At 69.9% G+C, this 23,065-nt stretch carries 25 protein-coding genes, 1 tRNA gene and 1 riboswitch; of the genes, 17 read left to right on the top strand and 9 right to left on the bottom strand.

Features of this window, described 5'->3' with window-relative positions:
• Positions 1 to 48 precede the first annotated feature (48 nt).
• The 3 genes from ACQCO7_RS15890 (at position 49) to ACQCO7_RS15880 (ending at position 2,589) form a co-directional block, all read left to right on the top strand.
• Positions 49 to 1,077, top strand: coding sequence for a LacI family DNA-binding transcriptional regulator (locus tag ACQCO7_RS15890; RefSeq protein WP_464072451.1), 1,029 nt, complete (start codon positions 49 to 51; stop codon positions 1,075 to 1,077).
• Positions 1,078 to 1,352: 275 nt separating this feature from the next.
• On the top strand, positions 1,353 to 1,631 hold the full coding sequence (locus ACQCO7_RS15885; protein ID WP_075825489.1) for a MoaD/ThiS family protein: 279 nt from the start codon (positions 1,353 to 1,355) through the stop codon (positions 1,629 to 1,631).
• A gap of 7 nt (positions 1,632 to 1,638) precedes the next feature.
• Complete coding sequence (locus ACQCO7_RS15880) at positions 1,639 to 2,589, top strand: PLP-dependent cysteine synthase family protein (RefSeq protein ID WP_464072450.1); 951 nt, start codon at positions 1,639 to 1,641, stop codon at positions 2,587 to 2,589.
• A 49-nt stretch (positions 2,590 to 2,638) separates the two neighbouring features.
• On the opposite strand, the gene ACQCO7_RS15875 is transcribed toward ACQCO7_RS15880, so the two are convergent.
• The gene (locus tag ACQCO7_RS15875) at positions 2,639 to 3,040 is read right to left on the bottom strand and encodes a type II toxin-antitoxin system PemK/MazF family toxin (RefSeq protein ID WP_464072449.1); all 402 of its coding nucleotides are present in this window, start codon (positions 3,038 to 3,040) and stop codon (positions 2,639 to 2,641) included.
• Between the two features lie 349 nt (positions 3,041 to 3,389).
• On the opposite strand from ACQCO7_RS15875, the gene ACQCO7_RS15870 reads away from it, so the two are divergent.
• Positions 3,390 to 4,142, top strand: coding sequence for an MBL fold metallo-hydrolase (locus tag ACQCO7_RS15870; protein WP_464072448.1), 753 nt, complete (start codon positions 3,390 to 3,392; stop codon positions 4,140 to 4,142).
• A 109-nt stretch (positions 4,143 to 4,251) separates the two neighbouring features.
• On the opposite strand, the gene ACQCO7_RS15865 is transcribed toward ACQCO7_RS15870, so the two are convergent.
• A complete protein-coding gene (locus ACQCO7_RS15865) occupies positions 4,252 to 5,508 on the bottom strand; it encodes a PTS transporter subunit EIIC (RefSeq protein ID WP_464072447.1) in 1,257 nt (418 codons plus the stop codon).
• A gap of 119 nt (positions 5,509 to 5,627) precedes the next feature.
• Entirely contained in the window at positions 5,628 to 6,914 is a 1,287-nt protein-coding gene (locus ACQCO7_RS15860; RefSeq protein ID WP_464072446.1) for a PTS transporter subunit EIIC, read from the bottom strand.
• 127 nt (positions 6,915 to 7,041) lie between these two features.
• On the opposite strand from ACQCO7_RS15860, the gene ACQCO7_RS15855 reads away from it, so the two are divergent.
• From ACQCO7_RS15855 to rdgB, 4 genes are all read left to right on the top strand, one after another.
• Entirely contained in the window at positions 7,042 to 7,275 is a 234-nt protein-coding gene (locus ACQCO7_RS15855) for a glucose PTS transporter subunit EIIB (RefSeq protein WP_464072445.1), read from the top strand.
• Between the two features lie 103 nt (positions 7,276 to 7,378).
• Entirely contained in the window at positions 7,379 to 8,116 is a 738-nt protein-coding gene (rph, locus tag ACQCO7_RS15850) for a ribonuclease PH (RefSeq protein ID WP_010356299.1), read from the top strand.
• A gap of 150 nt (positions 8,117 to 8,266) precedes the next feature.
• Positions 8,267 to 8,674 carry a hypothetical protein gene (locus tag ACQCO7_RS15845; RefSeq protein WP_464072444.1) on the top strand — a complete coding sequence of 136 codons (408 nt, stop codon included), beginning with the start codon at positions 8,267 to 8,269 and terminating at the stop codon, positions 8,672 to 8,674.
• 119 nt (positions 8,675 to 8,793) lie between these two features.
• Complete coding sequence (gene rdgB / locus ACQCO7_RS15840; protein ID WP_464072443.1) at positions 8,794 to 9,396, top strand: RdgB/HAM1 family non-canonical purine NTP pyrophosphatase; 603 nt, start codon at positions 8,794 to 8,796, stop codon at positions 9,394 to 9,396.
• Between the two features lie 44 nt (positions 9,397 to 9,440).
• On the opposite strand, the gene ACQCO7_RS15835 is transcribed toward rdgB, so the two are convergent.
• From ACQCO7_RS15835 to bcp, 4 genes are all read right to left on the bottom strand, one after another.
• A tRNA-Leu gene (locus ACQCO7_RS15835) sits at positions 9,441 to 9,516 on the bottom strand.
• Between the two features lie 15 nt (positions 9,517 to 9,531).
• On the bottom strand, positions 9,532 to 10,203 hold the full coding sequence (locus ACQCO7_RS15830; RefSeq protein ID WP_464072442.1) for an HNH endonuclease: 672 nt from the start codon (positions 10,201 to 10,203) through the stop codon (positions 9,532 to 9,534).
• Positions 10,200 to 10,835 carry an HNH endonuclease signature motif containing protein gene (locus tag ACQCO7_RS15825; RefSeq protein ID WP_464072441.1) on the bottom strand — a complete coding sequence of 212 codons (636 nt, stop codon included), beginning with the start codon at positions 10,833 to 10,835 and terminating at the stop codon, positions 10,200 to 10,202. The genes ACQCO7_RS15830 and ACQCO7_RS15825 overlap by 4 nt, the downstream gene beginning before the upstream one ends.
• A gap of 139 nt (positions 10,836 to 10,974) precedes the next feature.
• A complete protein-coding gene (bcp, locus tag ACQCO7_RS15820; protein ID WP_010356303.1) occupies positions 10,975 to 11,442 on the bottom strand; it encodes a thioredoxin-dependent thiol peroxidase in 468 nt (155 codons plus the stop codon).
• A gap of 110 nt (positions 11,443 to 11,552) precedes the next feature.
• Here bcp and ACQCO7_RS15815 point away from each other — a divergent pair, with 110 nt between their 5' ends.
• The 3 genes from ACQCO7_RS15815 (at position 11,553) to ACQCO7_RS15805 (ending at position 12,777) form a co-directional block, all read left to right on the top strand.
• Positions 11,553 to 11,891: a DUF3618 domain-containing protein gene (locus tag ACQCO7_RS15815; protein ID WP_055724299.1), complete on the top strand. Its 339-nt coding sequence runs from the start codon at positions 11,553 to 11,555 to the stop codon at positions 11,889 to 11,891.
• A 44-nt stretch (positions 11,892 to 11,935) separates the two neighbouring features.
• Complete coding sequence (locus tag ACQCO7_RS15810) at positions 11,936 to 12,292, top strand: GroES family chaperonin (protein ID WP_464072440.1); 357 nt, start codon at positions 11,936 to 11,938, stop codon at positions 12,290 to 12,292.
• 52 nt (positions 12,293 to 12,344) lie between these two features.
• Positions 12,345 to 12,423, top strand: a riboswitch (guanidine-III (ykkC-III) riboswitch).
• 33 nt (positions 12,424 to 12,456) lie between these two features.
• Positions 12,457 to 12,777: a DMT family transporter gene (locus ACQCO7_RS15805; RefSeq protein WP_338683521.1), complete on the top strand. Its 321-nt coding sequence runs from the start codon at positions 12,457 to 12,459 to the stop codon at positions 12,775 to 12,777.
• Between the two features lie 49 nt (positions 12,778 to 12,826).
• Here ACQCO7_RS15805 and ACQCO7_RS15800 read toward each other — a convergent pair whose 3' ends face one another.
• Positions 12,827 to 15,268: a transglycosylase domain-containing protein gene (locus ACQCO7_RS15800; protein ID WP_464072439.1), complete on the bottom strand. Its 2,442-nt coding sequence runs from the start codon at positions 15,266 to 15,268 to the stop codon at positions 12,827 to 12,829.
• Between the two features lie 351 nt (positions 15,269 to 15,619).
• Between ACQCO7_RS15800 and ACQCO7_RS15795 the strand changes: the two genes are divergently transcribed.
• The 5 genes from ACQCO7_RS15795 to ACQCO7_RS15775 all read left to right on the top strand — a co-directional run bounded on the left by ACQCO7_RS15795 (position 15,620) and on the right by ACQCO7_RS15775 (position 20,807).
• Positions 15,620 to 16,420, top strand: coding sequence for an ABC transporter permease (locus ACQCO7_RS15795; RefSeq protein ID WP_464072438.1), 801 nt, complete (start codon positions 15,620 to 15,622; stop codon positions 16,418 to 16,420).
• A 142-nt stretch (positions 16,421 to 16,562) separates the two neighbouring features.
• Positions 16,563 to 17,339 carry an ABC transporter permease gene (locus tag ACQCO7_RS15790; RefSeq protein ID WP_464077213.1) on the top strand — a complete coding sequence of 259 codons (777 nt, stop codon included), beginning with the start codon at positions 16,563 to 16,565 and terminating at the stop codon, positions 17,337 to 17,339.
• 3 nt (positions 17,340 to 17,342) lie between these two features.
• Positions 17,343 to 18,308, top strand: coding sequence for an ABC transporter ATP-binding protein (locus ACQCO7_RS15785; RefSeq protein WP_338683519.1), 966 nt, complete (start codon positions 17,343 to 17,345; stop codon positions 18,306 to 18,308).
• 32 nt (positions 18,309 to 18,340) lie between these two features.
• On the top strand, positions 18,341 to 19,120 hold the full coding sequence (locus tag ACQCO7_RS15780; protein ID WP_464072437.1) for a DUF1707 SHOCT-like domain-containing protein: 780 nt from the start codon (positions 18,341 to 18,343) through the stop codon (positions 19,118 to 19,120).
• A 235-nt stretch (positions 19,121 to 19,355) separates the two neighbouring features.
• A complete protein-coding gene (locus ACQCO7_RS15775; RefSeq protein WP_464077212.1) occupies positions 19,356 to 20,807 on the top strand; it encodes a DUF445 domain-containing protein in 1,452 nt (483 codons plus the stop codon).
• Positions 20,808 to 20,821: 14 nt separating this feature from the next.
• Here ACQCO7_RS15775 and ACQCO7_RS15770 read toward each other — a convergent pair whose 3' ends face one another.
• The gene (locus ACQCO7_RS15770; RefSeq protein WP_464072436.1) at positions 20,822 to 22,384 is read right to left on the bottom strand and encodes an alginate lyase family protein; all 1,563 of its coding nucleotides are present in this window, start codon (positions 22,382 to 22,384) and stop codon (positions 20,822 to 20,824) included.
• A 167-nt stretch (positions 22,385 to 22,551) separates the two neighbouring features.
• Between ACQCO7_RS15770 and ACQCO7_RS15765 the strand changes: the two genes are divergently transcribed.
• Positions 22,552 to 23,001 (top strand): hypothetical protein, encoded by a 450-nt coding sequence (locus tag ACQCO7_RS15765; RefSeq protein WP_464072435.1) that lies wholly within the window; start codon positions 22,552 to 22,554, stop codon positions 22,999 to 23,001.
• The last annotated feature ends 64 nt before the right edge of the window (positions 23,002 to 23,065 follow it).

Genomic DNA, 23,065 nt, shown 5'->3' with positions numbered 1-23,065 from the left:
ACGGCCCGAGTTGAGCCGTACGCAGCCCAACTCACCCAGTCGGAGACGGTGTTGACGCAAGCACGGCGCCCCACGATCGAGGATGTCGCCCGCCGGGCCGGAGTGTCCAGGACGACGGTGTCGAGAGTCCTCAACGGAGCGCCGAAGGTCCGCGCCGAGGTGATCGACAAGGTCCGCGAGGTGATCGCGGACCTCGGGTACGTCCCGAACCAGGCCGCCCGCCAGCTCGTCACCCGGCGCACGGGCGCGGTCGCCGTGGTGGCCACCCAGCCGCAGGACCGCCTGTTCATGGACCCCTTCTTCGACTGCCTCCTGCGCGGGATCCGCCGCGAACTCACCCGGCACGGCGCCCAGGCCGTCCTGCTGTTCCTCGACGAACCCGACGACCACGCGCGCGTCGCCGACTACCTCGGCGGCGGCCACGTCGACGGCGCGATCCTGTTCTCCCTGCGCCCCGACGACCACCTCGGCGCCCTCATCGCCCGCACCGGCCTGCCCGCCGTCTTCGGGGGCCGCTCGCGCGCGGGCGCCGACGACACCGCGTACGTCCATGTCGACTGCGACAACCGCGACGGCGCCCGGCAGGCGGTCACCCACCTGCGCGCGCTCGGCCGCACCCGGATCGCCACCGTCACCGGCCCCTACGACCAGGAGCCCTCCGCCGACGACCGCCTCGCCGGGTACCGCGACGTCCTCCCCGGCGCCGACCCCGCGCTCACCGAACGCGCGGACTACACCGAGCACGGCGCGGCCCTCGCCATGCACACGCTCCTCGACCGGCGCCCCGACCTCGACGCGGTCTTCGCCGCCTCCGACCTGATGGCCGTCGGCGTCCTCCAGGCCCTGCGCGATCGGGGCCGCCGCGTCCCCGAGGACGTCGCCGTCGTCGGCTTCGACGACCTCACACAGATCGCCGAGGCGACGGTCCCGCCCCTGACGACCGTCCATCAGGACGTCGAGGGCATGGGCCGGCTGATGGCGGAGCTGCTGTGCGGGGCGGTGTACGAGGGAAGGACCCCTGGAGACAGGGGCTCGGTGGTGGTGCCGACGAGGCTGGTGGTGCGGGAGTCGGCGTAGTACCCGGGTACATCTCAGGTACTGGTCGTAATCCGTCCGCCATGTGGAAGCGTCTTCCCGAAGGCCGGACGGGAATCGATACGATGAGCCCATGGTTGTGAACGACGTGAGCACGAGGACGCCGGGCGAGCTGCTCGTGGCGCGGCTGCACGTCGACCTGTGCAGGTGCGCCGCCGCCATCTGACGCCGGCCCTGCCCGCGCCGTAGTCCTCAGGGACTAGGCGCCTCACTCGCACGTCCCTGCGCCGCCCACCTTCCGACAGGAGCCCTGAGCCATGGCCATCGAGGTCCGCATCCCCACCATCCTCCGCCAGTACACCGACGGCGCGAAGGCCGTCGAGGGCGCCGGGGAGACCCTCGCCGACCTGTTCTCCGACCTGGAGACGCGGCACTCGGGCATCCAGGCCCGCATCGTGGACGACGGCAAGCTGCGCCGCTTCGTCAACGTCTACCTCAACGACGAGGACGTCCGCTTCGTCGACGGCATCAACACCAAGCTGGCCGACGGCGACACGGTGACGATCCTGCCGGCCGTCGCCGGCGGCATGGCCTGATACCGGTATGCGCTACGACTCCCCGCTGGCCGCGGTGGGCAACACCCCCCTGGTGCGCCTGCCGCGGCTGTCGCCGTCCCCCGAGGTCTCCATCTGGGCCAAGCTGGAGGACCGCAACCCCACTGGCTCCGTCAAGGACCGCCCCGCGCTGCACATGATCGAGCGGGCGGAGAAGGACGGACGCCTCACCCCCGGCTGCACGATCCTGGAGCCCACCAGCGGCAACACCGGCATCTCGCTCGCCATGGCGGCCCGCCTCAAGGGCTACCGCATGGTGTGCGTGATGCCCGAGAACACCTCCCAGGAACGCCGCGAGCTGCTCGCGATGTGGGGCGCCGAGATCATCCCGTCCCCGGCGGCCGGCGGCTCCAACACCGCCGTACGCGTGGCGAAGGAACTCGCCGCCGAGCACCCCGACTGGGTGATGCTGTACCAGTACGGGAACCCCGACAACGCGGGCGCCCACTACGCCACGACCGGCCCCGAGGTCCTCGCGGACCTCCCCTCGATCACCCACTTCGTCGCCGGACTCGGCACGACGGGCACCCTGATGGGCGTCGGCCGCTACCTGCGCGAACACAAGCCGGACGTACGGATCGTCGCCGCCGAGCCGCGCTACGACGACCTCGTCTACGGGCTGCGCAACCTCGACGAGGGCTTCGTACCCGAGCTGTACGACGCCTCCGTCCTCACCACCCGCTTCTCCGTCGGCTCGGCGGACGCCGTCACCCGTACGCGCGAGCTGCTCCAGCAGGAGGGCATCTTCGCCGGGGTCTCCACCGGCGCGGCCCTGCACGCCGCGATCGGCGTCGGCAAGAAGGCCGTGGCCGCGGGGGAGTCCGCCGACATCGTCTTCGTCGTCGCGGACGGTGGGTGGAAGTACCTCTCGACGGGGGTGTACACGGCGGCGACGACCGAGGAAGCGATCGAGACGCTCCAGGGTCAACTCTGGGCGTAGTACCCGTAGTACCCGTAAGCCCCGTAGTACCCGTAATACCCGTAGTACTTCAGGTCAGGTGCCGGACCTGGTCCCACAGGGCCGGGTCCACCACCCCCACCCGGTGCCGCAGATCCCCCACCGGTACGTCGAGCAGCTCGTCGGTCTCCAGGAAACTCGCCCGGCCCCCCGCGTCCCCCACGGCGCCGGGCGGCAGCGGAATCACCCCCGACCGCTCGTCGCGGAACTTCCCGCTGATCCGCGCGACCGTGGCGTACCCCGCGTGCACGCTCAGCACCAGGAAACGGTGACCGTCCGCCACCCAGATCTCCGCCGGGCGCGGATCGGCGTCCGTACGGGAGCGCGCCGGACGGCGGGGCGGGCGGCCCGAGCGGCCCCAGCCGTCGACGAGCGTGGCGACGAGCGCGAGCAGCACCACCGCCGCGAGCGCCAGCCACCAGGACGTGTCCATGAGGACGACGGTACCGGCGCGCGCGATCCGCCGCGCGCCCTCTCGCGATCCCCACACGCCCCACTTCCAGCCGAACCGGTGACACCGCAGGTGAGTTCGCCCACAACGGCCCCTGGCAACGGAGCGAAGGGGGGTTTTGCGCCTTACGCTCTACGGACCGCACGACCCCCGACGCCCGTTCCCACGCACTCCTCGGGCCCGGTCCACCCGGCACTCCCGGCCTTCCGGATCCTTCGCGAGGCCCGGCCGCGCCGGCACCACCCGGCACCGCCGGTGGCATCCGGTCCCCCGGCGCCATCGACGACCGCCGGTGTCCCCTTCGGTTCCCGCCAGCGGAGGTTTCTGCATCATGAAGCTCACCGTCGTCGGCTGCTCGGGGTCGTTCCCGTCCGCGGATTCGGCCTGTTCGAGCTACCTCGTCGAGGCCGACGGCTTCCGGCTGCTTCTCGACATGGGCAACGGCGCCCTGGGCGAGTTGCAGCGCCACTGCGGTCTCTACGACCTCGACGCGATCTTCCTGACCCATCTGCACGCCGACCACTGCATCGACATGTGCGCCTACTTCGTGGCGCGCTACTACCGCCACGACGGCGGCCGTTGCGACCCCATCCCGGTCTACGGCCCCGAAGGCACCGAACACCGGCTGACCACGGCGTACGCGGATACGCCGTCGGCCTCCTCGATGAGCGAGGTCTTCGACTTCCACACGGTCAAGCCGTCCACCTTCGACATCGGCCCCTTCACGGTCCACACCGAACGCGTCGCCCACCCGGTCGAGGCGTACGGCATCCGCGTGGAGCACGGCGGCAGGTCGCTCGCCTACTCCGGGGACACCGGTGTCACGCCCGTGCTCGACGAACTCGCCCAAGGCGCCGACCTGTTCCTGTGCGAGGCCGCCTTCACGCACGGCAAGGAGAACATCCCCGACCTGCACCTCAACGGCCGGGAGGCGGGTGAGACGGCCACCAGGGCGGGCGTCCGCCGCCTCGTCCTCACCCACATCCCCCCGTGGACCGACCCCCAGATCAACCTGGCCGACGCGCGCGCGACGTACGACGGTCCGGTGGAACTGGCGGCGGCGAGGACGTCGTACGAGATCTGAGTACTACGGGTATGACGGGTACGAACACGAAGGCACCCGGGGCAGTTCAGGGCCCCGGGTGCCTTCGTACGTCGTGGCTCTCCGGTACGAGAGCTCTACGACCCTGGCGCTACGCCTTCGTGAGGTCCTCGCCCTCCGGCTCGCGCCCCGGCGTCGGCAGGTTCCACTTCGTGATCGCGAAGCGGAAGACGGCGTAGTAGACGGCGCCGAAGCACAGGCCGACCAGGACCAGCCCCCACGGGTTCGTGGCGATCCCCAGGTTGAGGCCGAAGTCGATCACGCCGGCCGAGAAGCCGAAGCCGTCCTTCATGCCGAGTGCCCAGGTCAGCGCCATGGAGACGCCGGTCAGCAGCGCGTGGATCGCGAACAGGACCGGCGCGATGAACATGAACGTGAACTCGATCGGCTCGGTGACGCCCGTGACGAACGACGTCAGCGCGAGCGAGAACATCATGCCGCCGACGGCCTTGCGGCGCTCGGGACGGGCACAGTGCACGATCGCCAGGCACGCGGCCGGCAGCGCGAACATCATGATCGGGAAGAAGCCGGTCATGAACTGCCCGGCGCTCGGGTCCCCGGCGAGGAAGCGCGCGATGTCACCGCTCTTGCCGTGGTACTCGCCTGCCTGGAACCACGGGAACGAGTTGAGGAGGTGGTGCATGCCGATCGGGATCAGCGCGCGGTTCATCACACCGAAGATCCCGGCGCCGACCGCGCCCGAACCCACCAGCCACTCACCGAAGTTGTGCAGCCCCGTGCCCAACACCGGCCATATGTAACCGAAGACGACGCCGATCAGCAGACCCGCGAACGCGGACAGGATCGGGACGAGCCGCCGGCCGCCGAAGAAACCTGCCCAGTCCGGGAGTTTGGTGCGGTAGAAGCGCTGGTAGAGCAGTGCCACGACGAGCCCCATCACGACCCCGCCGAGCACCTTCGCGTCGACGGGCGCGTCCACCATGACGACCTTGCCGTCGACGGCCGTCGCGACCTTCGGGAGGTTCTTGTCGGTGAACGTGCCGAGCACGTTCTTGAAGACGAGGTAGCCGACGACCGCGGCGAGCGCCGTCGAGCCGTCCGACTTCTTCGCGAACCCGATCGCGACGCCGACCGCGAACAGCAGCGCCATGTTGTCGAGGATCGCGCCCCCGCCGGCCGCCATGAACGAGGCGATCTTCGTCAGGAAGCCGGGGAAGCTCGGGCGGCCGAGCATGTCGGCGTTGCCCAGGCGCACCAGCAGCGCGGCGGCGGGCAGCACCGCGACGGGCAGCATCAGGCTGCGGCCGATGCGCTGGAGGACGGCCATCACGGCCGTCCCCTTCCTGGCTTGTTTCTCGGCTGCGGGAGCGGCGCCGGCCGTGCTCATAGAGGGGTTCCTTCAGAGGGTGGGGAGGACGCGAAAAAGGTCTACACCAGTGTGTGGTGTAGACCTTTTGTAGCACGGGGGAGAGGCCGGAGTTAAGCCCCCTGTTAAGGCGCCCGCGATCACGCTTTGGTGACGTCCTCCCGCTCCTCCTCCGGCTCCCGGCCGGGTGTCTTCAGATCGAACCGGGTGATCGCGAACCGGAAGACCACGTAGTAGACGACGGCGAAACACAGGCCGATCGGGATGATCGCCCACGGCCTCGTCGCCAGGTTCCAGTTGATGACGTAGTCGATGAGCCCCGCCGAGAAACTGAACCCGTCGTGCACCCCGAGCCCCCACGTCACCGCCATCGAGACGCCGGTCAGCACCGCGTGCACCGCGTACAGCGCGGGCGCGATGAACAGGAACGAGTACTCGATCGGCTCCGTGATGCCGGTGATGAGCGACGTCAGCGCCACCGACAGCATCAGACCGCCGACTTCCTTGCGGCGCCCGGGTTTTGCCGTGTGCGCGATCGCAAGTGCCGCCGCCGGCAAGGCGAACATCATGATGGGGAAGAACCCGGTCGTGAACAGCCCCGCGTGCGGGTCCCCTTGGAGGAACATGTTGATGTCGCCGTGCACGACCGTGCCGTCCGGCTTCGTGTACGACCCGAACTGGAACCAGATCGGCACGTTCAGGAACTGGTGCAACCCCACCACCAGCAAAGCCCTGTTGGCAATCCCGAACACCCCGGCGCCCCACGCGCCGAGGCCGCCCAGCCAGTCGCTGAAGTTCTCCAGACCGTCACCGATCGGCGGCCACACCCACAGGCACAGCGCGGCGAACACGATCGCGGCGAACGACATCAGGATCGGCACCAGCCGCCGCCCGTTGAAGAACCCCAGCCAGTCCACCAGCTTCGTACGGTGGAACCGCACCCACAGGTACGCCGCGAGCAGCCCGATCACGATGCCGCCGAAGACCCCCGGGTTCTGGTAGCCGAACGCGGTCACCGTCCCGTCGGCGCCCTGACAACCCGTAGCAACCGTTTTCGCACCGTCCACACAGTCCTTCGGGAACTGGCGCAGCACGTTGTAGTAGACGAGGAACCCGGCCAGCGCCGCCAGCGCCGTCGACCCGTCCGACTTCTTCGCCATGCCGATCGCGACGCCGACGCAGAACAGCAGCGGCAGCCCCAGCGAGCCGTCCAGCAGCGCGCCGCCCGCGCCCGCCATCACCTTCGAGACGTTCGTCCAGCCCAGCCCGTCGTCCCCGAACATGTCCGGCTGGCCCAGCCGGTTGAGGATCCCGGCGGCGGGCAGCACCGCGATGGGGAGCTGGAGGCTGCGGCCCATCTTCTGGAGGCCCTGGAACAGGGCGCCCCAGCGGGCCCGGACCGGGTTCACTGCGCTGTCGGCACTCATGGATTGGCGACCGCCCGTCAGGTGGTGTAGACCAGTTCTCGACGATTGGGATGCTGTGACGCCATCTTTCGGTACCCACGGCACAATCGCTCGCGAAGTTGGGCCAACTGTGCGTGAGGAGACCGACATGGCCAGCAAGGCAGAGAAGATCGTCGCCGGGCTCGGGGGCATCGAGAACATCGAGGAGGTCGAGGGCTGCATCACCCGGCTGCGCACCGAGGTGATCAACCCCGACCTGGTCGACGAAGCCGCCCTCAAGGCCGCCGGCGCGCACGGCGTCGTCAAGATGGGGACGGCCGTACAGGTCGTCATCGGCACGGACGCGGACCCGATCGCGAGCGAGATCGAGGACATGATGTAGCTCTCGGGTACTACCCGGGCCGCCGGTACCAGAGCTCTACCCCTGAGGGGCTACTCCCACGGCGGGAGCAGCCCCTTTCCGCCGTACGGATAGGGTCGTCCCCATGTCTCGAATCGACGGCCGCACCCCCGAACAGCTCCGCCCGGTCACCCTGGAACGCGGCTGGAGCAAGCACGCCGAGGGCTCCGTCCTCGTCTCCTTCGGCGACACCAAGGTCTTCTGCACGGCCTCCGTCACCGAAGGCGTCCCCCGCTGGCGCAAGGGCAGCGGCGAGGGCTGGGTCACCGCCGAGTACTCCATGCTCCCCCGCGCCACCAACACCCGCGGCGACCGCGAGTCCGTACGCGGCAGGATCGGCGGACGCACGCACGAGATCAGCCGCCTCATCGGCCGCTCGCTGCGCGCCGTCATCGACTACAAGGCGCTCGGCGAGAACACCATCGTCCTCGACTGCGACGTACTCCAGGCCGACGGCGGCACCCGTACCGCCGCCATCACCGGCGCGTACGTCGCCCTCGCCGACGCCGTCGCCTGGGCGCAGGGCCGCAAGCTGATCAAGGCGAACCGCCAGCCCATCACCGGCACCGTCTCCGCCGTCTCCGTCGGCATCGTCGGCGGCGTACCCCTCCTCGACCTCTGCTACGAGGAAGACGTCCGCGCCGACACCGACATGAACGTCGTCTGCACCGGCGACGGGCGCTTCGTCGAGGTCCAAGGCACCGCCGAGGCCGAGCCGTTCGCGCGCGACGAGCTCAACTCCCTGCTGGATCTGGCCGTTTCGGGCTGCACGGACCTCGCCGCGCTCCAGCGGGCCGCGCTGGAGCAGGCCCTGGAAAGGTAAAGAAGAAGCCAAGGAAAGCGGTACGGTGGAGCAACTGTGCCGCTTTTCCTCGCGTCTTGGGCAGTACAGAGGAGGCTTCCGACCGGAAGCTCCTGGGGACGGGGGCCCAGCGGTGCGAACCGGGGCCTGACGAACGGGAGGAACCACCGCATGGCCGCGCTCCGCCGACGCCGAGGTCGCCGAACCGCCATCGCCGCAGCCGCCGCCGCGGTCGCCCTCACGATGGGGTTCACCACCACCGGCTGCGACGCCGTCAACAAGGCGCTCGACTGCGTCCAGACCGCCGAGACCGTCGCCGACAGCGTCACCGACCTCCAGCAGGCCGTCGAGAACGCCGCCACCGACCCCACCCAGCTCGACGAATCCCTCGCGAGCATCGACAAGAACCTCAACACCCTCGGCGACAAGACGGACGACGCGGACGTCAACAAGGCCGTCGACGACCTCCGCGAGGCGGTCACGAACGTCCGCAGCTCGGTGGACAGCGGGGACAGGACACCGGACCTGAGCCCGCTGACGGATGCGGCGGGGGAGCTGACGAAGGTGTGTACGCCGTGAGGGGTAGGTCCTGAGTACGGGGCCGGCCCGGCCGGGTGAGTGCGGCACGGTGTCGTCCGCGAGGCCGGTGACCTGCTCCCCGTAACCCCGCAGTCGTAGCCCCCGTAATACTGGGGGCCATGACCCGCCTGATCCTCGCCACCCGCAACGCCGGCAAAATCACCGAACTCCGCGCGATCCTCGCGGAGTCCGGGCTCCCGCACGAACTGGTCGGCGCCGATGCCTATCCCGACGTACCCGACGTCAAGGAAACCGGCGTCACCTTCGCCGAGAACGCACTCCTCAAAGCCCACGCCCTCGCCCGGGCGACCGGCCTCCCCGCCGTCGCCGACGACTCCGGCCTCTGCGTCGACGTCCTCAATGGCGCCCCCGGCATCTTCTCGGGCCGCTGGTCCGGCACCCACGGCGACGACCGCGCCAACCTGGACCTCCTCCTCGCCCAGATCTCCGACATCGGGGACGGACACCGGGGCGCCCACTTCGTCTGCGCGGCGGCCCTGGCGCTGCCGGACGGCACGGAACGGGTGGTGGAGGGGCGGTTGCGGGGGGTGTTGCGGCATGCCCCCAGCGGCACCAACGGGTTCGGGTACGACCCGATCCTCCAGCCGGAGGGGGAGACGCGGACGTGTGCGGAGCTGACGGCGGGGGAGAAGAACGCGATCAGTCATCGGGGGGAGGCGTTCAGGGGGTTGGTGCCGGTGGTGCGGGAGTTGTTGGGGTGAGACAGGAGAGGGGCCGTCCTGGCGGACGGCCCCTCTCAGTTGCGTGGGCCCGGTGGGACTCGAACCCACGACACACCGGATCTAAACCGGCGTCCTCTCGGCCAGCTGGGATACGGGCCCGCAACGCTCTCTACTCTACTGGGCTGCTGGGGTCGATTGCCGCCGCCTTCCTCCCCTGCACCACGTACTCGTGACCGCATGACAGTTGGGACACAACAACCGCAGATTCTCCCGCCGGTCGTCGCTCCAGTCCCCGCTGATGTGATCGACCTCCAGGGTCATGGGCTTGCCGAGCCACTCGGGACCGACGCCGCACCTGTCGCAGGCTTCGGGTACGCCCACTTCTCGAAGGGCTCGGCGTAGCAGGGGAGTATGCGTCCGGCGTTTCCCGTGGTGCTGGACCAGGATTTCCTCGGCGCGCTTGGCCGTTGAGCTCGGACGGCCTTTCTGGTGGGCCTGTCCCAGGAAGTGGGAGGTGTCGAGCTGCTCCTCCGTGATCCACTGGTCGAAGAGCGCGCGGCAGCGACCGTTGTTGGGTTTGCCCAGCGCGCGGAGAGCGCCCGCGCGGGAGATCGCCCCTGCGACGGCCTGGCGTAGCTCTTCGGGGGTAGGCCGCGAGTAGGTCAGTCCCCTCCGGTGACGGGGGAAGTGCGAGACGTCGATGCCGAAGTCCTCGAAACGCTTGTACAGGTGTCGATGCAGATTCCGGTAAGGCTTCGCCCCGAAGAAGGCGACGACCTCCTGGATGTCGGAGCAGCAAGCCGCCGCTTCCCGCAGGCGCTCCCTGGTGTACTGAATGCCGCTCATGAGGCCCGCCTACTGCTGCGACCGCGATAACTGTCCGTCGTCGAGTGGCAGTTGGGACACAGGAACCGCAGATTCTCGATGCGGTTGTTCCGCCAGTTGCCGTCGATGTGATCGACCTCCAGGGGCAGCGGCTCGCCGAGCCATACCCCCTCGATGCCGCACAGAGCGCACTGCTCCTCCATGCCAACCTGGCGCATCAGGCGCTTCAAGCGGCCGCTGGGGATCCGACCGGCGTGGGCCGACTGGTCCTCGACGAGGATCTCCTCGGGGGTTCGGCGAGCTCTGCCGCGCTCGGTCGGTGTCCGGAAATGCGAGGTGTCGATGCCGTACACCTTCACTTTGCGGCTGATGTGCGTGTGGTGGCCGCCGACGGCCTCCAGCCCGAGACGCCGGAGTACGTCACACATGTTCGTCGACGCCGCCACCACGGGCTCCAGGACTTCCCTCGTCCACTTCACCCCACCCCGTTGGAAGTGGGAGACATCGATACCCAGCTTCCGCATCCGGTCGTGTATGTACCGCCGTGTCGAACTCTCGGTCTCCACCCCCAACCGCTCACAAGCCTCGGACAACGTCCGAGCCCCCCTCGCGGCCTCCTCCAACCGCTCTCTGGTGTACGCACTGCGTCCCACAAAACCCCTCCGTCCTGGCTCACTTGCTCGCTACTCGAACGGATTAACGAGCGCCACCCCGGACGGTTACGCATGAAATGTAAATCGGCCCGCCCCCGGAAAACTCCGGACGCGGGCCGAACGGCAGAACGTGGACCCGTCAGATGCCCAGGTCCTTGATGATCTTCGCCACGTGGCCCGTCGCCTTGACGTTGTACAGGGCCCGTTCCACGTTGCCGGACTCGTCGACGACGATCGTGGAGCGGATGACGCCGACGACGGTCTTGCCGTAGAGCTTCTTCTCGCCGTAAGCCCCGTACGCCTCCAGTACTGCCTTGTCGGGGTCCGCGAGGAGGGTCACCCGGAGGGACTCCTTCTCGCGGAACTTGGCGAGTTTCTCGGGCTTGTCGGGGGAGATGCCGAGGACGTCGTAGCCGGCGTCGGCCAGGAGGGACAGGTTGTCGGTGAAGTCGCATGCCTGCTTCGTGCAGCCCGGGGTCAGGGCCGCCGGGTAGAAGTAGACGATGACCTTGCGTCCCTTGTGGTCCGCAAGGGACACCTCGTTGCCGTCGGCGTCGGAGAGGGTGAACGCGGGGGCCGGTTCGCCGGGCTGGAGTCGCTCGCTCATCCGGCCAGCGTAGCCGGGCGCGCGACAACGGCGGCCCCTGCCCGTGCGCCGGGCGGAGAAGCTGACAGACTGTGCGGAACAACGCATCAGCAGACTTCGGAGGCCGTACGGTGGCGGACACTGCGGACACGCCGGACACGAGAACCCCGGCCCAGATCGAGGCGGACATCAAGCGCCGCCGCGAGACGCTGGCCGAGACGCTCGACGAGATCGGTGTACGGGTGCACCCCAAGACGATCGTCGGGGACGCCAAGGCCAAGGTCGTCGCCAACGTCGACCACACGCTCGGACGTGCGTACGTCCAGGTCAACCGTGTCGTCAGCGACGTCACGGCGAAGTTCACGGACGACGACGGCGCCCCCCGCGTCGAACGCATCGTCCCCGTAGCTCTCCTGGCGGTCGGCGTCGTCGGCCTCCTGGTCCTCGGCACCCGGCGCCGTAAGGACTAGCCCCAGAGGGCTACGGCACCGCCGGAGGCAGGTAGGTTCGAGACGTGAGCGGCAACAGTAACGAGCACGGTACCCAGCACGACAAGCTTCCGATCCGGATGCTGCACGACCGGGTGCTGGTACGGCAGGACAGCGGCGAGGGCGAGCGGCGTTCCGGCGGCGGGATCCTGATCCCGGCGACGGCGGCGGTGGGCCGGCGGCTGGCCTGGGCGGAGGTCGTGGCGGTCGGGCAGAACGTCCGGACGGTGGAGCCGGGCGACCGGGTCCTGTACGACCCCGAGGACCGCGCCGAGGTCGAGGTGCGGGGCGCGACGTACGTGCTGATGCGCGAGCGCGACCTGCACGCGGTCGCCGCGGACCGCTTCGAGGGGTCGGAGGACTCCACGGGGCTGTACCTGTAGTACTCAAGCGGTAGGGGGCCGGTGACCATCGTCACCGGCCCCCTTTGCCGTTCCTTTGCTAGCGTGGAAACCGCCCGACGAGACGCGCCGTACCGGGCGGCCGGCAGCACCTTCGGAAAAGACGACGCACCCCCGTATCGAGTCCCGTCTCCGGAGGTGCCGTCATGGCATGGATAGCGCTCATTCTCGCCGGTCTGATCGAGGTCGCCTGGTCGATCGGCATGAAGTACACCGACGGCTTCACCCGCCTCGTCCCCAGCCTGCTCACCGGCGCGGGCATCGTCACCAGCATGGTCCTGCTGTCGTACGCGGTCCGCACGCTCCCCGTCGGTACCGCGTACGGCGTGTGGGTGGGGATCGGCGCGGCGGGTGCGGCGGTCGTGGGGATGGCCGCGCTGGGTGAGCCCACGACGGCGGCCCGGATCTTCTTCGTCTGTCTGCTGCTGACAGCAGTGGTGGGGCTCAAGGCCACCTCCGGCCACTGAGCCCCACCTGGTCCCTCTGAGGTACTAGAGCTCTAGTACCGGTCGCTCCCTACGTCCCGGGTGTCCCTCCGCTGGTCCCGCCCGATGTCGGTCCCCCCGACGTCCCGGTCCCGGCGGAGGTATCCCCGCCCGATGCCCCGGCGGAGGTATCGCCCCCCGTCGTACCGGTAGTACTCCCGCCGGAGGCGTCACCCCCGGTGGCACCCGTGGACGTATCCCCACCCGTAGTACCCGTAGTACCCCCGGTAGAGGCGCCTCCCGTAGTACCCGTAGCACCTCCGGTGGGCCCGCCCTGCGTGGCCCCGCCCTGGGCGGCACCCTGGTTCTGGCCCTGGGCGTCACCCCCGTCGGCGCCCCCGTCGGTCGGCGTCCCCTCGTCCTGCGGCCCGCCGCTCTCCGTGTCCGACGGCGTCGGCGGCACGTCCTGCACCACGTCCGCCCCCTCCTGGAGCTGGAGGTCGAACTCGGAGGACGGCGTCCCCTTGAGCGCGTCCTTCATGAACTGCGCCCAGATCTCGGTGGGCGCCCCACCGCCGTTGATGCGGGGCAGCCCCATCGCGCCGTACAGCGACTTGTGCGCGGCGGTCTCCGGGTCCTGGCCCATGACGGCGACGACGGTCGCGAGGTCGGGTGTGTACCCGGCGAACCAGGCGGCCTGGTCCTCCTCGGCGGTGCCGGTCTTGCCCGCGGCGGGCCGGCCGACGGCCTGCGCGGCGGTCGCGGTGCCGTTCTCGACGACGCTCTGGAGGACCGCGGTGGTGGTGTCGGCGGCCTCGCGGCTGACGGCCTGGGTCGACTTCTGGACGGGCAGCTCGATGGTGGTCTTGCCGTCCTTGGTGATCTTGTCGATCAGGGTGTACGTGCCGTGCTTGCCGTGGTTGGCGAGGGTGGCGTACGACTCGGCCATGTCGAGGACGCTGCCGGTGGCGACGCCGAGGGCGATCGAGGGGGACGCGGTCAGCTCCGGAGTGCTGCTCGGCAGACCGAGCGCGACGGCGGTCTCCTTGACCTTGTCGGAGCCGACGTCGACGGCCATCTGCGCGTACACCGAGTTGATCGACTTGTCGGTGGCGGTGCGGACGGTGACGTCGCCGTAGTTGACGTCGTCCTCGTTGGCGGGCGCGTAGGTGCCGCCGTTCCAGCCCTGCACGGGACGCTTGTTGGTGCCGTCGTACACCGTGTTCGGCGTGATGAGGCGGCCGTCCTGCGTCTCGGACTTGTTGTCGACGGCCGAGGTGAAGACGAACGGCTTGAAGGTGGAGCCGACCTGGAAGTCCTGGCGGGTCGCGTTGTTCGTGTACTGCTTGACGTAGTCGATGCCGCCGTACATCGCGAGGACCTTGCCGGTCTTGGGGTCGACGGCGGCGCCGCCCGCGCGGACGTAGTTGTCGACCTTGTTCTTCTTCTTGTCGAGCTTGTCCATCAGGTTGTCGTTGACGGACTTCACGAAGGCGTCCTGCTTGGCCTTCTCCAGCGTGGTGGTGATGCGGTAGCCGCCGCCGTCGAGCTCCTCCTCGGTGAGGATCTTGTTGTCCTTGAGGTAGTCCTTGATGGCGGTGACGATGTACCCGCGCTGCCCGGACATGCCGGTCGAGGCGCCGCTGGACTCAAGGGGGGTCGGGAACTTCATCCCGGTCCGCTTCGACTGCTCCAGCCAGCCCTTCTTGACCATGCCGTCGAGGACGTAGTTCCAGCGGGCCTGGGCCGCGGCCTTGTTCTCGGGGTGCGCGATGACGTCGTACTCGCTGGGCGCGTTCAGCAGCGCGGCGAGGTAGGCGCCCTGGCCGGGGGTGAGGGCGGTCGCGTCGACGCCGTAGTACGCCTGGGCGGCGGCCTGGATGCCGTACGCGTTACGCCCGAAGTACGACGTGTTCAGGTAGCCCTCAAGGATCTTGTCCTTGCTCTGCTCCTGGTCCAGCTTGATGGAGATGAAGAACTCCTTCACCTTGCGGGAGACGGTCTGCTCCTGCGCGAGGTAGTAGTTCTTCACGTACTGCTGGGTGATGGTCGAGCCGGACTGCTTGCCCTTGCCCATCGCGGTGTTGACGCCGGCGCGGAGCATCGCCTTGGGATCGATCGCGGACTCGGTGTAGAAGTCGCGGTCCTCGGCGGCGAGTACGGCGTGCTGCGCGTCCTTGGAGATCTGCGCGAGGGTGACGTTCTCGCGGTTGACCTCGCCGTCGCGGGCGATCTCGGTGCCGTCCGCGTAGAGGTACAGGTTCGACTGCTTGGTGGCGAGCGCGTTGGCCGGCGGGATCTTGACCATCGAGTAGCCGAGGTAGAAGAGGCCGACGAGCGCGAGGACACCGACGATGAAGGTGCCGAGCACTATCCGCCAGGTGGGGATGACCCGCCGCCACCCGGTGCGCTTGGGCCGCTTGGCCTTCTTGCTGCCGTCCTCAGGGGCGTCCGGGACGCCCGTGGCGTCGCCGAGGGGCTCTCTCGGCGCCCACCCCTGGGCCGGTCGCTGCGGCTGCGGCTCGTCGCTCATGTATTGCTCGGACTCCTGTGCGTGCCTGGTGCTCTGGCGTGTGTCTCGTGATTCTCGCGCGGCGAGCTGTGGCTCGTGCGGGTTGTGGTGCTCGCGGGTTGTGCAACCCGTTACTGCTTGTTACTGCTCGGCGGACCCGAGGGCCTCGGCGGGCTCGCCGTACTCGATTTTCGCGCGCCTCTGGTTTGAAGACTCTCGCACCATGCGAACCGTTCCCGGCAATCGGCACGCGTTGGCGCGGAAAACGCGTGGCATGCCGTCGTTCCCGCCCACTAGGCTCCTGCGCTTCGGTGCCGTGCGACGAATGTCACGTCGCGCGGGGATGTCTCGGACGAGGGGAGGGCGCTCGCGGTGGGTCCGGCGCGGTTGTACGTGGCTGTCGCGGCGGGGGGTTTCCGACGGTACGCGACGTACCGGGTGGCGACGGCCGCAGGGGTCTTCACCAATACGGTCTTCGGTCTGATCCTGGTCTATACCTATCTCGCTCTGTGGGACGAACGTCCGCATCTCGGCGGGTACGACCAGGCGGAGGCCGTGACGTACGTCTGGCTAGGCCAGGCCCTGTTCGCGACGCTCGCACTCCAGAGCGGCGGCATGGAGGTCGACCTCATGGAGCGCATCCGCTCCGGTGACATCGCCGTCGACCTGTACCGGCCGGTCGACCTCCAGCTCTGGTGGCTGGCGGCCGACCTGGGCCGTGCGGCGTTCCAACTGATCGGCCGGGGCGTGATCCCGTTCGCGATCGGCACGCTGCTCTTCCCGACGGCGCTGCCCACCGACCCCCTGCGCTGGCTGGCCTTCCTGCTCGCGCTGGTCCTGGCGGCGCTGGTGAGTTTCGGCATCCGCTTCCTGGTCGCCCTCACCGGCTTCTGGCTCCTCGACGGCACCGGCGCGCTCCAGGTGATGATGATCACCGGCCTGTTCTGCTCGGGCATGACGCTCCCGCTGAACGCCTTCCCCGGCGCCCTCGGCGACGTCGTCAAGACCCTCCCGTGGGCCGCCCAGCTCCAGATGCCGGCCGACCTGCTGATGGGTAAGACCTCAGTACTGCACGTGTACGCCTTCCAGGCGGCCTGGGCCGTGGTCCTCCTCGCCGCCGGCCGTCTCCTGGTGACGGTCGCGACCCGCAGGGTGGTGGTCCAGGGTGGCTGATCTCCATCGGAAGGACGACGGGTACGGGGGGTATGACGGGTGCGAGAGGGACGGGGGGTACGGGGGGTACGGGGGGTACGGGGGGTACGACACCGTCGCGCCCGGCGGCAACCGGCTCGCGGAGGGCCTGCGCGCCTACCGCATGATCGCCGGCATGTGGATCCGCTCCACCCTCGCCTACCGCGCCTCGTTCGCGATGTCCCTGTTCGGCGGCCTGCTGCTGACCGGCCTCGACTTCGTCGGCATCGTCCTGATGTTCTCGCAGGTCGACTCCCTCGGCGGCTACACCCTCCCCGAGGTCGCCTTCCTGTACGGCCTCGCGGCCACGTCGTTCGGCATCGCCGACCTCGCGATCGGCTCGGTGGCCCGCCTCGGCCAGCGCGTGCGCGACGGCTCCCTCGACACCCTCCTCGTACGGCCCGCCCCGGTGCTCGCGCAGGTCGCCGCCGACCGGTTCGCGCTGCGCCGGCTCAGCCGGATCACCCAGGGCGCCCTGATCCTCCTGTACGCGCTGTCCGCGCTCGACGTCCACTGGACCCCGGAGAAGGTGCTCCTCGTACCGGTGACCATCCTGTCCGGCGGGGCGATCTTCTCCGCGGTGTTCGTCGCGGGCGGCGCGTTCCAGTTCATCGCGGAGGACGCGTCCGAGGTGCAGTCGGCGTTCACCTACGGCGGGGGGACGATGCTCCAGTACCCGCCGACCGTGTTCGCGAAGGAACTGGTGCGCGGGGTGACGTTCGTCTTCCCGCTCGCGTTCGTCAACTGGGTGCCCGCGTCCTACGTGTTGGGGCGCGCATACCCCCTGGACCTCCCCCAAGGCACCGCGTGGGCACCGCCGTTGGTCGCCGCGCTGTGCTGCGCGCTCGCGGGGCTCGTGTGGCGGGCGGGCGTCAGGTCGTACCGGAGCACAGGGAGCTGAACCGTGGCCGAATTCATCCAAGTCGACGCCCTGGAGAAGGTGTTCGACGTCCGCAGGAAGACCGGCTTCCTGAAGCGCGAGCGCTCCCAGGTGCGCGCCGTGGACTCGCTCTCCTTCACCGTTGCGCGCGGCGAGATGGTCGGGTACATCGGCCCGAACGGCGCCGGGAAGTCGACGACCATCAAGATGCTGACCGGCATCCTCACCCCGAGCGGCGGCCGGCTGCGGGTCGCCGGCATCGACCCCTCCCGCGAACGCACCCGCCTCGCCCACCGGATCGGCGTCGTCTTCGGGCAGCGTACGACCCTGTGGTGGGACCTCCCGCTCATCGACTCCTACCGGCTGATGCACCGCATGTACCGCATCCCGGACGCCCGTTACGCCGAGAACCTCGACCGCCTCGTCCAACTCCTCGACCTCGGTGACCTGTTGGACCGTCCGGTGCGCCAACTCTCCCTCGGCCAGCGGATGCGCGGCGACATCGCGGCGGCCCTCCTGCACGACCCGGACGTCCTCTACCTCGACGAGCCGACCATCGGCCTCGACGTCGTCTCCAAGGCCAAGGTCCGTGACTTCCTGCGGGAGTTGAACACCGAACGCGGCACGACGGTCCTGCTCACCACCCACGACCTCCAGGACATCGAGCAGTTGTGCAAGCGGGTGATGGTCATCGACCACGGCCGCATGATGTACGACGGCCCGCTCGCCGGTCTGCACGAGGCGGGCGAGAGCGAACGCGTCCTCGTCGTCGACCTGGAACGCGAACTCCCGCCCATCGACGCGGGACCCTCCGCCCGCGTCGTACGCGTCGACGGCGTACGCCAGTGGCTCGCGTTCCCGGCGTCCGCGTCGGCGGCGCCGCTGGTCGCGCGGATCGCGGCGGAGTACCCGCTGGTGGACCTGTCGGTGCGGGAGCCGGACATCGAGGCGGTGATCGCGAAGATGTACGCGGATCGGGCCACCGCATAGTGCCCCACTCCGGTTCCTCGTAGGCTGGTCGTATGACCGACAACGCTCCGGAACTGCGCGCATCGGACGCCGACCGCGAACGGGTCGCGGAGATCCTGCGGGACGCCCTCGCGGAGGGTCGGCTCGACATGGAGGAGTTCGAGGAACGGCTGGAGACGACCTACAAGGCGCGTACGTACGGCGAGTTGGCGCCGATCACCCGTGACCTGCCCGCGCCCGGCGGTGTGCCGCAGGCGCCGGTGAACCTCTTCAAGGAGCCGCCGTCCGACGGGAGTTGGACGGGGAGGGTGGTCGGTGGCGTTGACACGTCGCCGAGTTGGGCCGTCGCCGTCATGGGCGGGTTCCAGCGCAAGGGGCGGTGGACCGTGCCCCGGCGGATGAACTGCGTCGCCTTCTGGGGCGGCGGCGAGATCGACCTGCGCGAGGCCGACTTCTCCGCCGGGGAGGTCGAGATCACCTGCGTCGCGATCATGGGCGGGATCGACGTCCTCGTGCCTCCCGGCGTCGAGATCGTGTCCAAGGGGATCGGGGTCATGGGGGACTTCAGCCACCGCGAGAGCGGGGTGCCGGCCGGGCCCGGCGCGCCGCGCGTGGTGATCACCGGGTTCGCGTTCTGGGGTGGCGTCAACATCGAGCGCAAGCGGACGCGGGCCGCGCTGAAGCAGGAGAAGGAGGACCGGCGGGAGGAGCGGCGCCGGCTCAGGGAGGAGCGGCGCGGGGAGCGGCACCGGATGCTGGAGGGGCATCGCGATGTGCTGGGGGATCTGCTGGGGGAGTCCCGCAAGCGCCGGGAGGATCACCCGCGCGAGTGAACGCGAGGGTGGTGGGAACCATCGGGGACGCCTCTCCCGTTCCAGGAGCAAGAAGGACAATGGGGAGGAGATCGCCGACCGGGTGGAGCTTATGGAACGCAGGGAAGTGGAGACGGGGGGCGCTGGACGCTTGGGCGCGGGGGTGCCGGGGGCGGGTGGTGCTGGGCGTGCGGGCGCGAGTGGTGCTGAGGGTGAGGGGAGCGTGGGCGTGGAGAGTGCCGGGCGGGCCGGAGGCATGGGGGCCGAGGGCGCTGCTGGGGGTGCGGGTGCCGACGACGCCGGGAGCAGGGCCGGCGACGGCGTCGGGTCTCCGCGCGGCGCGGGGCTGCCGAGTGCCGGGCGCGCGGGAGGCGCGGGCGCGGAGAGCGCTGGGGGTGCGGGCCCGGAGGGCACTGCTGGGGGTGCCGCGCCGTCGTACCGCACGATGACCGCGTTCACCGCTGCCGACGAGGAGCGGCGGCGTGGGGTGCGGCGGATGAAGCTCACCGCCACCGGGCTGTTGCTCTTCGTGGCCGTCGTGTACGTGCTGGCGAAGTGGGCCTCCCACGCGGGCGCGGGCGCCTGGGCCGGGTACGTGGCGGCCGCCGCCGAGGCCGGCATGGTGGGCGCGCTCGCCGACTGGTTCGCCGTGACCGCCCTCTTCCGGCACCCCATGGGCCTGCCCATCCCGCACACGGCGATCATCCCGACCAAGAAGGACGCCCTCGGCGTGTCCCTGGGCGAGTTCGTCGGCGAGAACTTCCTCTCCCAGGACGTCGTACGGCAGCGCCTGCGCTCCGTCGGGATCGGCAGCCGCCTCGGTGCCTGGCTCGCCGAGCCGCAGAACGCCGACCGGGTCACCGCGGAGCTGGCGACCGCCCTGCGCGGCGCGCTCGCCGTCCTGCGCGACTCCGACGTCCAGGCCGTCGTCGGCGAGGCCATCACCCGGCGCGCGGACGCGCAGGAGATCGCGCCCGGCATCGGCAAGATGCTGGAGAAGGTCGTCGCGGACGGCGGCCACAAGCGCGCCGTCGACCTGGTCGTGGCGCGTGCGCACGACTGGCTCGTGCTGCACAGCGACTCCGTGATGGACGCCGTCGAGGGCGGGGCGCCCGGCTGGACGCCCCGGTTCGTCGACAAGCGGATCGGCGAGCGCGTCTACAAGGAGCTGCTCCGGTTCGTCACCGAGATGCGGGACATGCCCTCGCACCCCGCGCGCGGCGCCCTCGACCGGTTCCTCTCCGACTTCGCCGCCGACCTCCAGTCCGACACGGACACCCGCGCGCGGGTCGAGCGCCTCAAGACCGAGGTCCTCGGGAGGGGCGAGGTGCAGGACCTCATCGCGTCCGCGTGGACCGCCGTCCGCTCGATGATCGTCGCGGCTGCGGAGGACGAGCGCAGTGAGCTGCGGCTGCGGGTGCGGGCCGCGTTGCTGTCGCTGGGGGCGCGGATGGCCGCCGAGCCGTCCGTCCAGGGGAAGGTGGACGGGTGGGTCGAGGGGGCGGCCGTGCATGTGGTGACGACGTATCGGAAGGAGATCACGTCGCTGATCACGGACACGGTGGCCGGGTGGGACGCGGAGCACACGACTCGGAAGATCGAGGCGCATATCGGGCGGGATCTACAGTTCATCCGGATCAACGGGACGGTGGTGGGGGCGTTGGCAGGGGTGCTGATTTATACGGTGTCTCGGGCTTTGGGGGCGTGAAGGGGGAGCGGGGGTTACTCGGGGCGGCGGTGGGAGCGGTGGGGCTGGGACTCGGGCGGGGTCTGCTGGGGGTGGGTCTGGGCCTGGGTCTGGAGTTCGCGGTTCCTGTTGCGGCGGCGTAGGAGGAGGAAGCCGGCGGCGAGGGTGGTGATGCCGGTGGCCGCTGCCCAGGGGGCGAGGTCGGTGGGGCCGGTGGCGGCGAGGTCCTGGGTCTTGGGGTGGTCGGGGGTGGGGTTCGTGCCGGTGCCGGTGCCGGTGCCGGTGCCGGTGTTGGCGTCGGCGTTCGGGCCGGGGGCGGCGCTCGCGCCGGGGGTGGGGTCCGTGGCGCCCGCTCCGGTTCCGGCGCCCGCTTCCGCGAGCCGCTGGTCCCGCGTCGCCTTGTCCCGGGTGAACGCCAGTGTCCCGAAGCCCAGTTGGTCGTACCCGCCGCTGTTGGGGCCGTAGTCCCCGCCGCCGCCCTCGGGCGCGGACTTCGCGGCGACGCGGGTGACGTACGAGGCGTCCAGGCCACGCCGCTTGGTGTAGTGGTTCGCGATCATCGCCCACACCGGACGGGTCATGTTCGGGTCCACGGACGCCGCGGCGGACGCGGTCTCCTGCCCGGACCAGCCGCCGATCGCGCCCTTGCGACGGGTGTTGGGCGTGTACGGGACCGATTCTCCCAGGCACCACTTCGCGACGTACTGCGCACCCTTCAGGAAACGGCTGTCGTCGTACCCGTACAGGTCGATGCCCTGGTTCCAGGCCATCTCGCAGACCGTGCCCATCAGCCCGATCCCCAGCAGGGTGTGCCCCTGGTCGCGGCCGGCCTCCAGCCACTCGGCGAGGCCGTCCTCGCGCACGACGGGGATCGCGTTGCGCACCGCGCCGAGGCCGTCGCCGTTCTTGAAGTAGTCGACGGCGCGGGCGACTTGGGCCCTGTCGTCGCAGAAGATGCCGGTCGCCAGGACGCACGCGAGGGCGGCCAGGTCCCAGTTGGGCCAGTAGTTGGTGACGACCGCGTTGTTGTGGTGGAGCAGGAAGCTGTCGCTGATCGGCGCGAAGACCTCCGTGAGCATCGTGCGGAAGCGGTCCAACTCGAAGTCCGGGTGGTCGCGGACCAGTTCGGCGGCGTTCGCGGCCTGGTAGCCGTACAGGCCCGCCGCGAGGAAGCGGTCGGCGGAGCCCTGGAGCGAAGTCAGCTTGCCGGACCAGGAGTTGAGGATCTTCACGGCGGTGTCGGCGTGCGCTTCGTCGCCGCTCACGTGGTACCGCAGGCCGTTCTGGTACGCCGCGTGCAGGTCGTTGTAGAGGACCGTGTAGTTCTGCGGGCTGCCCGCTCCCCGGTACACCGTCTGCTGGGGGTTGGGGTTCCAGCCGGTCTGCGCGTGGCGGTTGGCGGTGAGTTTCGCGTAACCGGCCGTGTACGGCGCCGAGTTGGCCTTCACCTTCGTGGCCATGCGGGTGAGGTCGGCGGCGGTGTGGAGGAGGCCGGGGTGGGCGTAGGCGGCGGGGGCGGCTGCGGCGGTTGCTGGGAGGGCGAGGGCGGTTCCCGTGAGGGCGGTGGTCTTGAGGAGGGTGCGTCGGGTGAGGTGCATGCGGTGGAGACGGGGTGGGGGTGGGGGCGATAACGAAAAGTGGGGTAACCGGTTGCAGGGGTTTTCTGCCGTGAGGTCTCGGGGGCGCGTCGTCCTGGCGAGAATCCGTCGGCCCCTGTCAATCCCGCCACTTCTCCAAGATCCCCGTCTCCTCCTACCGTCGCCCCATGACCAAGCTCCTCCTCTCCCTGCACGTCCTTGCCGCGATCATCGCCGTCGGCCCGGTCACGGTCGCCGCCAGCATGTTCCCGCCCGCCGCACGCAAGGCGCTGGCCGCGCCGGAGGACGAGCGGGCGGGGGCCTCCGTACGGCTGCTGCACCGCATCTGCCAGGTGTACGCCGCGGTCGGCGTCGCCGTACCGGTCCTCGGGTTCGCCACGGCGAGCGCGATGGGGGTGATGGGCGATACGTGGCTGATCGCGTCGACGGCACTGACGGTCGCCGCCGCGCTCGTCCTCGTCGTCCTTGTGCTGCCCCGGCAGGAGGTTCTCGTGGAGGGTGGCGGGGATCAGCGGACGACTGTCCAACTCGGCATGTTCACTGGGGTGTTCAACCTGTTGTGGGCGACGGTGACGGTGCTGATGATCGTACGGCCGGGGTCGACGACGGGGGCGTGAGGCGGGCCGGGGTGGCTTGCGGTGGGATTCGTGGAGTGGCCCGGGGCGCGCCCTGTGGCGAGAA

It is taken from the genome of Streptomyces saintjeani, from assembly GCF_055409605.1.
Note: the sequence above shows the minus strand (reverse complement) of the source record. Positions and strands in the feature narration are given on the sequence as shown.